Source organism: Pseudomonas sp. JDS08PS003 (assembly GCF_045013505.1).
In the GTDB taxonomy this organism is placed as follows: domain Bacteria; phylum Pseudomonadota; class Gammaproteobacteria; order Pseudomonadales; family Pseudomonadaceae; genus Aquipseudomonas; species Aquipseudomonas protegens_B.
Map to the genome: position 1 here is coordinate 5782554 of NZ_CP120724.1, position 14250 is coordinate 5796803.

Consider the following 14250-nt stretch of genomic DNA (forward strand, 5'->3'; position numbering starts at 1 on the left):
CGGCAAGCCGGCTCCTACAGGCCCATCGCCTTACAGCACATTTGCGCTATCCAGCGGCTCGATCTGCGCCCAATGGGAAGTGTCGGCACGATGAGTCTGCAGATACGGCAGCACCGCCGCCAGCAACGGCGCCTTGAAGGCTTCCTGAAAACGATGGGCCAATCCCGGAATCAGTTTCAGCTGGCTGCCCTGGATCTGCGCCGCCAGATGCACCCCATGCATCACCGGCAACAGCGGATCGGCGGTGCCGTGCACCACCAGCGCCGGCACCCGCAGTTGCTTGAGCAAGGCCACCCGACTCGGCTCCGCGAGGATCGCCATGATCTGGCGCTTGACGCCTTCCGGGTTGAACGCCCGGTCATAGGACAGCGCAGCCTGATGCAGCAGGACCTGGCGGTCATCCGCGACCTTCGGGCTGCCCAGAGCCGCCAGCAAGTCCGCCTGCTGCTCCAGGGCCGCCTCGCGGTTCGGCGCATTGCGCCGGGACAGCAACTGCACCAGAGCCTCGTTCGGCGCCGGCAGGCCTTCGGCCCCGGAACTGGTCATGATCAGTGTCAGGCTCTCGATTCGCTGTGGCGCCATGGCCGCCAGATGCTGGGCAATCATGCCGCCCATGCTCGCCCCCAGCACATGGAACTGCTCGATGTGCAGGGCATCCATCAGCCCCAGGGCATCATCGGCCATGTCGCTCAGGGTATAAGGCGCGGCCACCGGTAGACCGAGCTTGTAACGCAGCACTTCGAAGGTCAGGTTGGCGCTGGCCGGGGCCTGGCGCCAGGTGGACAGGCCAACGTCGCGATTGTCATAACGGATCACCCGAAACCCTTGCTGACACAGGGCCTCCACCACTTCGTCCGGCCAGTGGATCAATTGTCCACCCAGGCCCATGATCAACAGCAATGCCGGATCGGAACTTCGACCGATGCTTTGGTAGGCCAGGCTCACCTGCGCCAGGTCGACCCGTTGTGTAGGTACGTTGACATCGCAGCGCGCGGCCGCAAAAGACAACTGGCCGAGCAAAAGCCCGGCCAGCAGGATGACAGTGGAAAACAATCTTGCCCGCATGGAAAACACCGAAACGCAGAACCCCAGTAGAGCGCGAGTCTGATGAACTTCGATGTTTCGCGCTGCCACAGTTGCGTGACAGTTTGATGAAGCCCGCCCAGCGGTCACCAGTTGGGGGACGGCCGGGCGGCGCTTCGTTTGCCGACGAAGAGGAGCTGATGATCGCCTTCGCCGGCAAGCCGACTACAGGGGCTCAGGCCAGTTGGCTGCGCAGTTGGCGGGCCGCGGCCACCATGTTCACCAGGGCCGCTTCGGTTTCCGGCCAGGCGCGGGTCTTCAGGCCGCAGTCGGGGTTGATCCACAGTCGCTCGGCGGGAATGCGTTTGACCGCCTTGCTCATCAGCTTGACCATCTCGGCAGTGTCCGGCACCCGTGGCGAGTGGATGTCATACACACCCGGGCCGATGTCATTGGGGTAGTCGAAGGCTTCGAAGGCTTGCAGCAACTCCATGTCCGAACGGGAAGTCTCGATGGTGATCACGTCGGCATCCATGGCGGCGATGGACTGGATCACATCGTTGAACTCGCTGTAGCACATGTGGGTATGGATCTGGGTTTCGTCCCGCACACCGGAGGCGCTCAGGCGGAAGGCCTGCACCGCCCAGTCCAGGTATTCCTGCCATTGCGCGCGGCGCAGAGGCAAGCCTTCGCGGAACGCGGCTTCGTCGATCTGCACAATCTTGATCCCGGCCTGTTCCAGGTCCTGCACTTCATCGCGCAGGGCCAGCGCCAGTTGCTGGGCCTGGACCTTGCGCGATACGTCTTCGCGCGGGAAGGACCACATGAGCATGGTGACCGGTCCTGTGAGCATGCCTTTCATGACCTTGTCGGTGAGGCTCTGGGCGTACTGGATCCAGTCCACGGTCATGGCCCGGGGCCGGCTCAGGTCGCCGTAGATGATCGCCGGTTTGACGCAGCGCGAGCCGTAGCTCTGGACCCAGCCGAAGCGGGTGAACAAGTAGCCGTCCAGTTGCTCGGCAAAGTACTCCACCATGTCGTTGCGCTCGGCTTCACCGTGGACCAGTACATCCAGGCCAAGGCTCTCCTGAATCTCCACTGCGTGGCGAATCTCGCTGCGCATGGCATCGGTGTAGTCGTTGAGCGACAGCTTGCCCTGCTTGTAGGCCTGGCGCGCCAGGCGGATCGATGCAGTCTGCGGGAAAGAACCGATGGTGGTGGTGGGAAAGACCGGCAGTTGCAGGCACGCTCGCTGCTGTTCGATACGTTGGGCGAAGGGTGACTGGCGCTGACTGTCGGCGGCGCTGATGGCCTTGATCCGGGCCTGGACCTGGGCCTTGTGAATCCGTGGCGAGCGGGCACGACTGGCCTGGACCTCCCGGCTTTGCGCCAGGGCCGCTTGCACCGCAGGGGCCTGGGGATCGTTCAGAGCATCACGCAGGACCGAGATCTCGCCGCACTTCTGCACGGCAAAGGCCAGCCAGCTTTTCAGCTCGGCATCCAGCTGGTCTTCCCGAGACAGGTCCACCGGGCTGTGCAGCAGCGAGCAAGAGCTACTGACCCAAAGGTTGTCGCCAAAACGCTCCTGGGCGACCTGCAACTGTTGCAGGGCCTGCTCCAGTTCGCAGCGCCAGACGTTGCGCCCATTGACCAGGCCCACCGAAAGAATCTTGTAGGTCGGCAGCCGGTCCAGTATCTGGCCCAGTTGTTCCGGAGCCCGCACCGCATCGATGTGCAAGCCGTCCACCGGCAGGCCCACCGCCAGGCCAAGGTTGTCTTCCAAGCCGCTGAAGTAAGTAGCCACCAACTTTTTCAGCGGCGAGTACTGGAGGATGTGGTAAGCCCGCTCGAAGGCACTCTTCCATTCCTGTGGCAGGTCGAGGGTCAGGATCGGCTCGTCGATCTGCACCCACTCCACGCCCTGGGCCTTGAGGCGATTGAGGATCTCGCCGTACAGCGGCAACAGGCGCTCCAGCAGATCGAGCTTGTTGAATGCATTGCCCTTGGCCTTGCCCAGCCACAGGTAGGTCAAGGGGCCGATGATCACCGGCTTGACCTGATGCCCCAGGGCATGGGCTTCATCGACTTCGTCGAACAGTTGCTCCCAGCTCAGCTTGAACGGCTGATCGGCGCTGAACTCGGGGACCAGGTAGTGGTAATTGGTGTCGAACCACTTGGTCAGCTCCTGGGCGTATTGCGCCTGCCCATGCTCCCCGCAGCAGCCAGCACTGGCACCACGGGCCATGGCGAACAGGGTGTCCAGGGTCGGACGGCCCTGGGCATCGCGGACACCGTCGAAACGCTCGGGAATCACCCCGAAGGTCAGGGAGTGGCCGAGCACCTGGTCGTACCAGGCAAAGTCACCCACGGGCAGCAGATCGATGCCGGCGTCTTTTTGCACTTGCCAGTGCCGAGCCCGCAGTTCACGACCGACCTCTTGCACCGCCGCCAGATCAAGGTCGCCCTTCCAATAGGCTTCCAGGGCCTTTTTCAGTTCACGGTCAGCGCCGATGCGGGGAAAACCGAGGGTGTGGGCCAGTGCCATGGGAAAGTGCCTCCTTGTAAAAGATGGCGCTATTGTCGACAGCTCGGCCAACATGAGACAAACTCAACCTTTTCGTGTTGATCACAAAATTTACTCATGGAGACCCTGGTGCTCGAAATCCGTCACCTGAAGACCCTGCACGCCCTGCGCGAAGCCGACAGCCTGGTTGAAGCCGCCGAACGCCTGCACCTGACCCAGTCCGCCCTGTCCCACCAGTTCAAGGAGCTTGAAGAGCGCCTGGGCATGCCGCTGTTCGTGCGCAAGACCAAGCCGGTGCGCTTCACCAGCGCCGGCCTGCGCCTGCTGCAACTGGCCGATGCCACCCTGCCGCTGCTACGCGGCGCTGAACGTGACATTGCCCGCCTGGCCGGCGGCACCGCCGGCCGCTTGCACATGGCCATCGAGTGCCATAGCTGCTTCCAGTGGCTGATGCCCACCATCGACCAGTTCCGCGACGCCTGGCCGGAAGTGGAGCTGGACTTGGCCTCGGGCTTCTCCTTTGCACCGCTACCGGCGCTGGCCAGGGGCGACCTGGACCTGGTGGTGACTTCCGATCCCCTGGAACTGGCCGGTATCACTTATGTGCCGCTGTTCACCTACGAAGCCATGCTTGCGGTGGCCAACCAGCACCCTCTGGCAAGCAAGCCCTACATAGTCCCGGAAGATCTGCTGAACGAAACCCTGATCACCTATCCGGTGGAGCGGGATCGTCTGGACATCTTCACCCGCTTCCTGGAGCCGGCGGACATCGAACCGGCGCAGGTACGCACCTCGGAACTGACGGTGATGATGATGCAGTTGGTGGCCAGCGGCCGCGGTGTGTGTGGCATGCCCCACTGGGCTCTGCATGAATACAGCTCACGGGGTTATGTGAAGGCCAAGCGGCTGGGTGAAAAGGGACTATTCGCCACCCTGTACGCGGCGATTCGCGCCGATATGCTGGATGCGCCTTACATGCGTGACTTCCTGCTGACCGCCAAGGACACCTCGTTCTCGACCCTGGACGGCGTCAGCGTCGTACGCTGAGCCCCACACTCACGCAGGAACCGGCTTGTCAGCGCACAGGATCACCGCGGTACTTCGCGCCACATGTGGATCTTGTCCAGATAATCCTCCCCCACGCACACCGCCTGGGGTTCCAGCCCGAACTGGACAAAGCCGCAGCGCCGGTACAAGGACAGCGCTGCGTCATTGCCCGCCGTTACCGTCAGTTGCACCAGACGCAGCCCCTCATAATCGGCGGCCTGCGTCAGTAACCTCTGCACCAGCTGATAACCCAGACCGCAGCTACGCTGCTCGCCCGTGACGTAGAGCCCGAAAAGGGTCGCCTTGTGCCGGGCTTTCTCGCGAAGTTCAAAGGCCAGACCGACAATCCCCAGCAGGCGCCCCTCGGAAAAAGCCCCCAGAAGCAGGTCCAGCTCGCCGTCCAGACGCGCGGCCCACCAGGCCAGGGGCAGCTTTTCCCGTTCCCTGACGCTGGAAGTGAACGCCTGGGGATGACGGTCATAGGCTTCGAGCATCAAGGCCCGGTATTGCTCCACATCGTCAGGGGTCAGGCGCTGGATCTGCAGGCTCATCGAGGGGCGTCCATCCATCACATTCAGTTGGCTCGACGTTGTTCGAACATCAACCGCACCGCCAGCCCCGCCAGCACGAAGCCCATGAAGTAACGCTGTACCGACAGCCAGGTGGGGTTACTGGCGAACCAGGAGGCAATGCCTGCGGCAAACAGGGCAATCAGCAGGTTCACCGAGAAACTCACGCTGATCTGGGTCAGGCCGAGAATGAGGCTCTGGGAGAACACCGAACCGTGCTCGGGATGAATGAACTGCGGAAAGATCGACAGGTAGAACACCGCGATCTTGGGGTTCAGAGCGCTGGTCAGAAAGCCCATGGTCACCAGCTTGCGGGGCGAGTCCGCCGGCAACTGCTGGGCTTCGAAAGGCGATCGCGCGCCAGGCTTGAGCGCCTGCCAGGCCAGCCACAGCAAGTACAGGGCACCGGCCCACTTGAGCACTTCATAGGCCATGGGCACCGCCATGAATACGGCAGTCAGGCCCAGTGCAGCAGCAAACAGGTGGACGAAAAAACCCGCCACGACCCCCAGTAACGACGTCACCCCGGCCTTGCGCCCCTGGCAGATCGAACGGGAAATCAGGTAGATCATGTTCGGGCCCGGGGTCAGCACCATCAGCAACGAGGCCGCGGCGAAGATCAGGTAGTCGTGGAGTGGAATCATGGCAGTCCTTGGCGATGAGGAATCAGGCGAGGCTCGCCTGGGCCTTGCGATAAAACGGCAAGATCAGATCCCGTGTCAACGGCGCCAGGAATAAATCACCATCGCCGGCCGGATCGATCCAGCACACCTCCTCGATCTCCGCCGCCGGGGTCACCGCAGTGTCGATGCGAACAAGAAAGACCTCGGCCTGCACCACATGTCCAGGCTCGTTGGCCGCCGGTGCGCAAAACTGTTGCAGATAGCGGGCCTGGCTCGGATCGATGCGCAGGCCCAGTTCCTCCTCCAGCTCTCGGGCCAGGGCCTGCACCGGCGGCTCGCCGGCTTCGATCTTGCCGCCAGGCTGCATGAAGGCCTGGGTGCCGCGCTTGCGCACCAGCAGGGTCTGGCCATCGGCCCCCAGCAACAGAGCAGCGGCGATACGGATGATGGAGGGTGCAACGGCGGAAGACAGCGACATGGGAACCTGAAAACCTTGAGAGCGAAGGCGCAAGGATCACATGTCCGGCAGCGGGCCGTCATCCGCCAGCGATATTTTTCCCGTTGTTGGAGCCCTCTTTTCAGGCCCCCGACTGCTGCTCCCGCGCCAGTTTGACGAACACGCTGTAACGGGCGCCCTCCATGGTTTCAAAGGCGATCAGTTTGTCCACCAGGGGCAGGCTCAGCACCTTGCCGGCGTTGAGCAGAAGCATGCCGTTGTCGGCATTCAGGTTACGCGCCAGCACCATGCCCGCCGCCAGCTCCCGGGTGCCGAGGACCTTGACCGAAGGGTCACCCAGAGTCACATCGCTGAGGTAGACCGAGCACACTTGGATAAACCCCTCCACCAACTCGGGGTCGTACAGCCGGCCGGCGTACTTGCGGATGAACACCAGGGCCTCGTCACTGTTCATGTGCCGTTCGAGAATCAGGCCGCACTGCAGTTCGATGAAGTCCACCGCCAGCTTGAGCAGCCGCGAGCCCAGGGGAATCGCCTCGCCCTTGAGGTGATCGGGAAAGCCACTGCCGTCCCAGTGCTCCTGGTGATGGCGGATCAGGCGTGCAGCATCCTGCACCGGCTCCAGGGTCATCAGCAGGGATTCGCTTTGCGCCGGATAGGCCCGATAACGATCACGCTCATGGTGATGCAGCCAATCGGCCGGGGTGATCATCATGCTGTCGCTCCAACTCAGCTTGCCGATGTTGTGCAGGGCCGCGGCCATGGCCAGGTCGCGCTGAGCCACGGCATCGATGCCCTGGATCTTGCAGTAGGCACGCACCAGTTCGATGATCCGGCGATTGGTCTGCTTGTCGCTTGGCAGACGCTGGTTCACCAGCAGCGAGAACAGCTCGGCGCCTGTGGCATAGCTGTGCTTGAGCTCCTCATAGGCCAGGTCGAGCATGTCGGCGGTTTGTTGCAGCTCCGCGGTGCGCGACGCGACGCGTTTTTCCAGCAGGGCATTGAGGGCCTTGAGCTCAGCGTTCTGCTCTTGGGTCAGAGCTTCCAGGCGCTGGCGCTCACGTTCGGAATGCTGGTGCTCCAGTGCCTGGCGCAAGGTCAGCAGCAGTTCCCGGTCGTCCCAGGGCTTGCTCAGGTAACGGTAGATTTCCCCTTCATTGATCGCCTTGGCGATCAGTTTCAGGTCCGGGTCACCGGTCAGCAGGATGCGCGTGGTGGCCGGATAGTGCTGGTGAATGCGCGCCAGCAGGGTCGGGCCATCCATCTGCGGCAGATGGGCGGCGCTGATCACCAGGTCCACCTCCCGGGTGGCCATGATCTTCAGGGCTTCGCTGGCGTCGTGGGCAAGATGCAGCACGTAGGAATGGGAGCTGAGCAGTTGGTGCAGGCGCTGCAGGATCGTGTCCTGGCTGTCCACCAACAGAACCTCGGGCAGGCGTGTGACTGTGGCAACGTTCAGCTCACCCATGAGACACCTCGGGTCAACATCGATGCACATGTCCTTCATTCTTTTTACTGACAACACTGATCCTTGTTGCCTGTTTCAAGCGTAGAAGAATTTCCGAGGGCAATGATGGCTTTTTAATACCATCCGTCCGCTGAAAGTGCTCCAACGGACGGCGGCGCGAATGGACGCCAAGGACCTCACTTGGCAGCGGCTTTACCGCTGGAGCTGAAGGACGCAAAACGTTTGTTGAAACCGGCGATACGGCCTTCGGACTGGGTCTTGCGCTGCTGGCCGGTGTACACCGGGTGCGAGGCGCTGGAAACGTCCAGGGTCACGTAGGGATAGGTCTGGCCATCACTGTGCTGGTAGGTGCGGTCGGTATCGACGGTAGAGCCGATGAGGAAAAACACGTCGGCGGCAGTATCGTGAAACAGCACAGGGCGATAGTCGGGGTGGATGTTGGGTTTCATCGGAGTCTCCAGCGGCTGGGGTGAAAAACAAGTGTTATACAGTAACAACAAAAACCGCCTTAAACGAGAATTTATCGCAATAAGCCCCTACAAAAATGGTCTGACTCCTGCCTCGTTCCCCCGATTCAGGCTTGCCCGTAAGGCCCCAGCGGGCCAGTATGCTGGGCTGCAACGCTCTGACACAGCCGTGAATTCCTATAAGAAATGCCTGTGCAGCCCACCGTTCCAGCTGTTCGGTGCCGCTGTCGATTACCCGTTATCAAGGCACCCGATGCCTGATTGACCTGATGAGTCCGAACCAAGGAAACCGTATGAGCCTGTCACTCCTGAGCCGCTACGCCTTCTTTGCTGCCTGCGTGATATTCACCCTCGCCAGCCTGCCTTTTCTCGAACACGACTGGCTCTGGCCATTCACCCTGGTCACCGGCCTGCTAAGCCTGCTGGGGATCTTCGATCTGCTGCAAAGTCCCCACGCGGTACGTCGCAACTATCCGATTCTGGGCAACATCCGCTACCTGGTCGAAGGCATCCGTCCGGAGATTCGCCAGTACCTGCTGGAATCCGACAGCGACGCCCTGCCCTTTTCCCGCGCCCAGCGCTCCCTGGTGTACTCACGAGCCAAGAATGAGAGCGCCGACAAACCCTTCGGCACCCTGATCGATGTCTATCAGTCGGGCTTCGAGTTCATCGGCCACTCCATGCGCCCGGCTCCTCTGAGCGACCCCAGCAGTTTTCGGGTCACCGTCGGCGGCCCGCAATGCACCCAGCCCTATTCGGCGTCGGTGTTCAACATCTCGGCCATGAGCTTCGGCTCCCTGAGCGCCAACGCCATTCGCGCCCTGAACCAGGGCGCCAAGCTCGGCAACTTTGCCCACGACACCGGTGAAGGCAGCATCAGCCCCTATCACCGCGAGCACGGCGGCGACCTGACCTGGGAACTGGGCAGTGGTTACTTCGGCTGCCGCACCGCCGACGGGCGCTTCGACCCCGAGCGCTTCGCCACCCAGGCACAGAACCCGCAGGTGCGGATGATCGAGATCAAGATGAGCCAGGGCGCCAAGCCGGGTCACGGCGGCATACTGCCCAAGCACAAGGTCACTCAGGAAATCGCCGACACCCGCGGCATCCGCATGGGCGAGGATTGCATTTCGCCGTCGAGCCACAGTGCGTTTTCCACCCCCATCGAAATGATGCATTTCATCCAGCAGCTGCGTGAGTTGTCCGGTGGCAAGCCGGTAGGCTTCAAGTTCTGCCTGGGCCACCCGTGGGAATTCATGGGCATTGCCAAGGCCATGCTGGAAACCGGCATCCTCCCGGACTTCATCGTGGTCGACGGCAAGGAAGGCGGCACCGGCGCGGCACCCGTGGAGTTTACCGACCACATCGGCGCGCCCATGCGTGAAGGCCTGCTGTTCGTCCACAACACCCTGGTGGGCCTGAACCTGCGGGACAAGATCAAGCTTGGTGCCAGCGGCAAGATCGTCAGCGCCTTCGACATCGCCAGCGTCCTGGCCATTGGCGCCGACTGGGCCAACTCGGCCCGAGGCTTCATGTTCGCCATCGGCTGCATCCAGTCACAAAGCTGCCACACCAACAAATGCCCCACCGGTGTCGCCACCCAGGACAACCTGCGCCAACGCGCCCTGGTGGTGCCGGACAAGGCCCAACGGGTGTATAGCTTCCACCGCAACACCCTCAAGGCCCTGGCGGAGATGCTGGCCGCCGCCGGCCTGCAGCACCCGTCGCAACTGGAAGCCAAACACCTGGTGCGACGCATGTCCGCCACCGAAATCAAGCTGTTCTCCCAACTGCATGTGTTCCTCAAGCCCGGCGAATTGCTCACCGGCGAGGTCAACGGCGAGTTCTACTCGCGCATGTGGCAACTGGCCCGGGCCGACAGCTTCGAACCCAACACCGAAGCCGCCGCTTAAGCCCCATTGCCCAGTGCTCCCCGATCGCCGGGGAGCGCCGGGCGTCACCCAAGGAAGATTGCAATGCTCAAGGTCATCGCTGAAGATTTCATCCAGCCCGAACACCTGGAAACCGTGCGCCCGTGGTACGCCGAACTGGTGGAAAAAACCCGCCAGGAACCGTTGTGCATTGCCTACGATCTGTTCGTCGATCAGAAAGACCCGGGGCACTTCATCTTCGTCGAACAGTGGCCGGACCAAGCGGCCCTCGACGCTCACTGCAACACCGAACACTTCACCCGGTTGGTACCGCAGATCAACGCCTTTCAAACCCGCGAATGCCGCGTGTTGCTGATGGACGAATTCTAGAAGCCGACATCCTCCCGATGCTTGACCGGACCACCGAAAGCAGACCGAACCACCACTGACCTTTCGGAGTTCCACCATGCCCTTGCTGTCTTTCGAGCAACTGTCCCGCCAACTGCCCGGCCCCTGGCAATCCTCGCTGGTGGGCCAGGTCGGCCCGGCCCGCATCAAGGTCCTGCGCATGGACCAAGCGCCCTACGCTGAAGAAACCCACGCCTACAACGAAGGCCTGCTGGTGACCCAGGGCTGCCTGCGCCTGGGCATTGGCCAGGCCACTGTAGAAGTGCTGGCCGGTCAGATGTACCTGGTGGAAGCCGGCCAAGCCCACAGCGTACTGCCCGGCAGCCACGGCACCCTGGTGATCATCGACGTCTAGCCTCAGTCGACACTCAACAAGGGGCCACAACCCGGACCGGGGCCGGCTGTGGACGCCCCCTTTATCAGGGACATCCACGCCCGCACAAATGCATAAACGCATAATTAAATTGCATTTACGCATATTCCGTCTAAGGTTGCTTGCAGACCCGGCCAGCGCACGCCATCGAGGCTGGCACAGCGCGGCACCCAGCGCCGGGTCCGGCTACTTGCTGTAGCCCCAGAGGCAACAACGACACCAGCCGGAGGCTGGTTTTCATTCATGGAGGATGAACATGTTAAGCACTACCTTGACCCCCACTGGCAACCCACAGGCCCTGCCCCAATGCCTGGCCGGTACGCTGATCGATCTGCAACTGGCTGAAGTCGACCCACGCGCCGAGGCTGCGCCCCAGGCCGGCGCCCGACTCAATTTCAGTGTGCAGCCGCAGACCCAGAGCAACTGGTGCTGGGCGGCCCTATCCGCCTCGGTCGGCAACTACTACGGCACCGGCTCCTGGACCCAGTGCGGGGTAGCCAACGCCGAATTGGGCCGCAACTCCTGCTGCAGCCAGCCCGGGCCATGCAACGTCTACGGCTACCTGGACTCGGCCCTCAGAACCACCCGCAGCTATGGCGGCATGCGGGAAAACCGGATGCAGATGCCGGCCATCGAGAACCAGCTCGGCATGGGCCGCCCCGTCGGCCTGCGCTGCGCCTGGTATGGCGGCGGCGCGCATTTCCTGACGATCTACGGCACCGACGGCAACTACATCCTGGTCGCCGACTCCATCTTCGGTTACTCGACCCGTGCCCTTAACAGCTTCCCTGGTTCCTACAACGGCGGCGGCAATTGGACTCACACCTACTTCACTCGGAAAAACTAGGAGGCGTCATGCAACTGACTTACCCCAAGGCGCCCACCCACGGCGTCCAGACCTTGCACCCAGCACTGCAGGCGGCCCTGCGCACCCAGGGTTTCGGTGTCAACCGCGCCTTTGCCAATGCCGGCACCCTGAGCCTGTCCCAGGCATTTCGTGGCTACGCCCTCAGCCTGGAGGACCTGGCCAGCGGCAAGGGCCTGGACCAGGCCACAACCGGGGACTGGCATTACCTGGTGTTCGCCGGCGGCGTATCCATTGCCGACGCGCAACTGACGGAAGTGGCCGGCAAGGTCGAGTTCGCGGCGCTCAATCACGGCGCTCTGGCGGCGTCCGCCATCAGTGCCCTGAACCTGGCGGAACAGGCCCCCCTGCTGCTGGGAAAATCCTGCGAGTTGAGGTTGCTGTTCATCCCTGCCCTGCAGGTGACGGCGATCTGGCTGCACGCAGCCGATGCCGAAGTGCTGATTCCCATCGATCCCACCCCGGTGAACCTGGCAGCCCAACAGCTCTATGACGCAGCGGCGCTATTGAGCCTGCTGACCCCCTTGGCCCGACAAGCCAAGGCGGTGTTCGATGCCGATACCAGCGGCACCCTGGGAGGCTGAACCGCGGCAAAAAAAAATCCGGCGGCCCTGGCGGGACGCCGGATTCTTCAGGTCAGGCCGTTGGCCCGGGATGCTCAAGACAAGAGCCTCCCGGGCGAGGGATCACGACGCCGAACGCACCGCACCCTGCTGGGCGTTGGTGGGCTGCAGCTTGAACAGGTAGAACAGCACCGTCAGCAGCACCAGGAACGCCGGGCCGACATACAGCGCCACACGGGTGTCCGGGAAGTAGGCCATCAGCCCCACCACCAGCACCAGGAACGCCAGGGCCAGGTAGGAACTGACCGGGTACAGCCACATGCGATATTTCAGCGCAGCACGCTCGCTCGGGCTCAGGCCCTTGCGGAACTTGAGCTGGGCCAGAAGGATCATCACCCAGGTCCAGATCGCGCCGAAGGTGGCAATCGAAGTCACCCAGACGAACACTTTCTCCGGCACCCAATAGTTCAGCAGTACGCCAAGCAGCAAGGCGAAGATCGACAGCAGCAGCGCGCGACGCGGCACACCGTTGTTCGAGGTCTTGGCGAAACCGGCCGGGGCCTGGCCGTTCTGCGCCAGGCTGTAGAGCATGCGCCCGGTGCTGAAGATGCCGCCGTTGCAGGAGGACAGTGCTGCAGTGATCACCACGAAGTTGATGATGCCGGCAGCAGTCTTGATCCCCAGGCGTTCAAAGGTCATCACGAAGGGGCTGCCCTGGGTGCCAATCTCGTTCCATGGGTAGATCGACAGGATCACAAACAACGCGCCCACATAGAACAGCAGGATGCGCCAGAACACCGAGCCGATGGCATTGGGAATGGTCTTCTGCGGGTTGCGCGCTTCACCGGCGGTGAGGCCGATCATCTCTACGCCCAGGTAGGCGAACATTACCATCTGCAGGGACATCAGCACGCCGGTCACGCCGTTGGGCATGAAGCCGCCGTGGGTCCACAGGTTGGAAATCCCCAGGGCCACGCCGTCGTTACCGAAGCCGAAGGCAATGATGCCGACGCCGCCGATCACCATTGCGATGATGGTGACGATCTTGATCAGGGCAAACCAGAACTCGAACTCACCGAAGGCCTTGACCGCGATCAGGTTGATCGAGCCCATGCTCACCAGGGCCGCCAGGGCCCAGATCCAGCGCGGCACATCGGGGAACCAGATGCCCATGTACACCGCCACCGCGGTGATTTCCGCGACACAGGTCACCAGCCACAGGAACCAGTAGTTCCAGCCGGTGAGAAAACCCGCCAACGGGCCCAGGTAGTCTTGTGCGTAACGGCTGAAGGAGCCGGCGACCGGGTTATGCACCGCCATCTCGCCGAGGGCGCGCATGATCACCAGAATCGCCAGGCCGCCGATGATGTAGGACAGCATGATGGCCGGACCGGCCATTTCGATGGCCTTGGCCGAGCCGAGGAACAGGCCGACGCCGATACAGGCGCCCAGCGCCATCAAGCGAATATGCCGTTCGCCGAGTTCGCGTTTCAGCGGGCCGCCCTGAGCGGTCTCGCCGTGGGGCAGTTGGTTGCCAACTGACATAGAGATACAACCTCATTTTGTTATTGGATATGAACCACCGAGTCTGCGAAGCCATGGCGGATAGCCATAGCGTGCTCAACCGGACCGACCTTGTGGGACGGCGCGTCTGTAGGACAAGACCTGCCAGATCAGCGGGGTGCGCAGTATAAAAAGCTCCCGACAGGGCTTTTCACTCTATAAGTAGCTAAATTCAGAGAGAAATCTCGGCAAATACCGCTTTCGCGGAGAAGCATTACCTGCTTTTTGCCCTTAAACCTCACTCGGAAAGGGCCGGAAGTATTGCACAGCCCTGGTGCATCGTCATGCCCCTACCTAGGGCGTATTTACCTGGGAAAAGGCTCTATCACAGCACTTTCCCACCGACTCCAGATCAGCCCGGTTGCCACGGCCCGGTTCGAGGACAAGTTGCTTTCACAATTTCTTCACCCGCGGCCACCACCGACTAAG

Annotated in this window: 14 protein-coding genes; 6 read left to right on the forward strand and 8 right to left on the reverse strand. The window is 62.2% G+C overall.

Annotation, left to right across the window (positions count from 1 at the left end; genetic code table 11):
- Positions 1-30 precede the first annotated feature (30 nt).
- Together P7C00_RS25650 and metE are read right to left on the reverse strand one after the other, a co-directional pair.
- Positions 31-1065, reverse strand: coding sequence for an alpha/beta hydrolase (locus tag P7C00_RS25650; protein WP_346632532.1), 1035 nt, complete (start codon positions 1063-1065; stop codon positions 31-33).
- Between the two features lie 193 nt (positions 1066-1258).
- Positions 1259-3568, reverse strand: coding sequence for a 5-methyltetrahydropteroyltriglutamate--homocysteine S-methyltransferase (metE, locus tag P7C00_RS25655; protein ID WP_404937568.1), 2310 nt, complete (start codon positions 3566-3568; stop codon positions 1259-1261).
- Positions 3569-3676: 108 nt separating this feature from the next.
- On the opposite strand from metE, the gene metR reads away from it, so the two are divergent.
- Positions 3677-4594 (forward strand): transcriptional regulator MetR, encoded by a 918-nt coding sequence (gene metR, locus P7C00_RS25660; RefSeq protein WP_346632534.1) that lies wholly within the window; start codon positions 3677-3679, stop codon positions 4592-4594.
- 41 nt (positions 4595-4635) lie between these two features.
- Here the strand turns inward: metR and P7C00_RS25665 are convergent, their stop codons facing one another.
- The 5 genes from P7C00_RS25665 to P7C00_RS25685 form a co-directional block, all read right to left on the reverse strand.
- Positions 4636-5139 (reverse strand): GNAT family N-acetyltransferase, encoded by a 504-nt coding sequence (locus tag P7C00_RS25665; protein WP_404940092.1) that lies wholly within the window; start codon positions 5137-5139, stop codon positions 4636-4638.
- 29 nt (positions 5140-5168) lie between these two features.
- Positions 5169-5807 (reverse strand): LysE family translocator, encoded by a 639-nt coding sequence (locus tag P7C00_RS25670; protein ID WP_346632536.1) that lies wholly within the window; start codon positions 5805-5807, stop codon positions 5169-5171.
- Positions 5808-5829: 22 nt separating this feature from the next.
- Complete coding sequence (locus P7C00_RS25675) at positions 5830-6264, reverse strand: NUDIX domain-containing protein (RefSeq protein WP_404937569.1); 435 nt, start codon at positions 6262-6264, stop codon at positions 5830-5832.
- A gap of 100 nt (positions 6265-6364) precedes the next feature.
- The gene (locus tag P7C00_RS25680; RefSeq protein ID WP_404937570.1) at positions 6365-7711 is read right to left on the reverse strand and encodes an HD domain-containing phosphohydrolase; all 1347 of its coding nucleotides are present in this window, start codon (positions 7709-7711) and stop codon (positions 6365-6367) included.
- Between the two features lie 176 nt (positions 7712-7887).
- Positions 7888-8160, reverse strand: coding sequence for a type B 50S ribosomal protein L31 (locus tag P7C00_RS25685; RefSeq protein WP_123726025.1), 273 nt, complete (start codon positions 8158-8160; stop codon positions 7888-7890).
- A gap of 311 nt (positions 8161-8471) precedes the next feature.
- On the opposite strand from P7C00_RS25685, the gene P7C00_RS25690 reads away from it, so the two are divergent.
- The 5 genes from P7C00_RS25690 to P7C00_RS25710 all read left to right on the forward strand — a co-directional run bounded on the left by P7C00_RS25690 (position 8472) and on the right by P7C00_RS25710 (position 12279).
- The gene (locus tag P7C00_RS25690; RefSeq protein WP_346632539.1) at positions 8472-10091 is read left to right on the forward strand and encodes an FMN-binding glutamate synthase family protein; all 1620 of its coding nucleotides are present in this window, start codon (positions 8472-8474) and stop codon (positions 10089-10091) included.
- A 63-nt stretch (positions 10092-10154) separates the two neighbouring features.
- Entirely contained in the window at positions 10155-10439 is a 285-nt protein-coding gene (locus P7C00_RS25695; protein WP_346632540.1) for a putative quinol monooxygenase, read from the forward strand.
- Positions 10440-10515: 76 nt separating this feature from the next.
- On the forward strand, positions 10516-10812 hold the full coding sequence (locus P7C00_RS25700) for a cupin domain-containing protein (protein WP_404937571.1): 297 nt from the start codon (positions 10516-10518) through the stop codon (positions 10810-10812).
- A 274-nt stretch (positions 10813-11086) separates the two neighbouring features.
- Complete coding sequence (locus P7C00_RS25705; RefSeq protein WP_346632542.1) at positions 11087-11677, forward strand: papain-like cysteine protease family protein; 591 nt, start codon at positions 11087-11089, stop codon at positions 11675-11677.
- A gap of 8 nt (positions 11678-11685) precedes the next feature.
- Positions 11686-12279 (forward strand): hypothetical protein, encoded by a 594-nt coding sequence (locus P7C00_RS25710; RefSeq protein ID WP_346632543.1) that lies wholly within the window; start codon positions 11686-11688, stop codon positions 12277-12279.
- A 102-nt stretch (positions 12280-12381) separates the two neighbouring features.
- On the opposite strand, the gene P7C00_RS25715 is transcribed toward P7C00_RS25710, so the two are convergent.
- Positions 12382-13803: an amino acid permease gene (locus P7C00_RS25715; RefSeq protein ID WP_346632544.1), complete on the reverse strand. Its 1422-nt coding sequence runs from the start codon at positions 13801-13803 to the stop codon at positions 12382-12384.
- Positions 13804-14250 lie beyond the last annotated feature (447 nt).

What these genes read in the sequence shown, in the direction of transcription:
- P7C00_RS25650 (WP_346632532.1), bottom strand. Translation starts at nt 1,065, where the DNA reads ATGCGGGCAAGATTGTTTTCCACTGTCATCCTGCTGGCCGGGCTTTTG.
- metE (WP_404937568.1), bottom strand. Translation starts at nt 3,568, where the DNA reads ATGGCACTGGCCCACACCCTCGGTTTTCCCCGCATCGGCGCTGACCGT.
- P7C00_RS25670 (WP_346632536.1), bottom strand. Translation starts at nt 5,807, where the DNA reads ATGATTCCACTCCACGACTACCTGATCTTCGCCGCGGCCTCGTTGCTG.
- P7C00_RS25675 (WP_404937569.1), bottom strand. Translation starts at nt 6,264, where the DNA reads ATGTCGCTGTCTTCCGCCGTTGCACCCTCCATCATCCGTATCGCCGCT.
- P7C00_RS25680 (WP_404937570.1), bottom strand. Translation starts at nt 7,711, where the DNA reads ATGGGTGAGCTGAACGTTGCCACAGTCACACGCCTGCCCGAGGTTCTG.
- P7C00_RS25685 (WP_123726025.1), bottom strand. Translation starts at nt 8,160, where the DNA reads ATGAAACCCAACATCCACCCCGACTATCGCCCTGTGCTGTTTCACGAT.
- P7C00_RS25690 (WP_346632539.1), top strand. Translation starts at nt 8,472, where the DNA reads ATGAGCCTGTCACTCCTGAGCCGCTACGCCTTCTTTGCTGCCTGCGTG.
- P7C00_RS25695 (WP_346632540.1), top strand. Translation starts at nt 10,155, where the DNA reads ATGCTCAAGGTCATCGCTGAAGATTTCATCCAGCCCGAACACCTGGAA.
- P7C00_RS25700 (WP_404937571.1), top strand. Translation starts at nt 10,516, where the DNA reads ATGCCCTTGCTGTCTTTCGAGCAACTGTCCCGCCAACTGCCCGGCCCC.
- P7C00_RS25705 (WP_346632542.1), top strand. Translation starts at nt 11,087, where the DNA reads ATGTTAAGCACTACCTTGACCCCCACTGGCAACCCACAGGCCCTGCCC.
- P7C00_RS25710 (WP_346632543.1), top strand. Translation starts at nt 11,686, where the DNA reads ATGCAACTGACTTACCCCAAGGCGCCCACCCACGGCGTCCAGACCTTG.
- P7C00_RS25715 (WP_346632544.1), bottom strand. Translation starts at nt 13,803, where the DNA reads ATGTCAGTTGGCAACCAACTGCCCCACGGCGAGACCGCTCAGGGCGGC.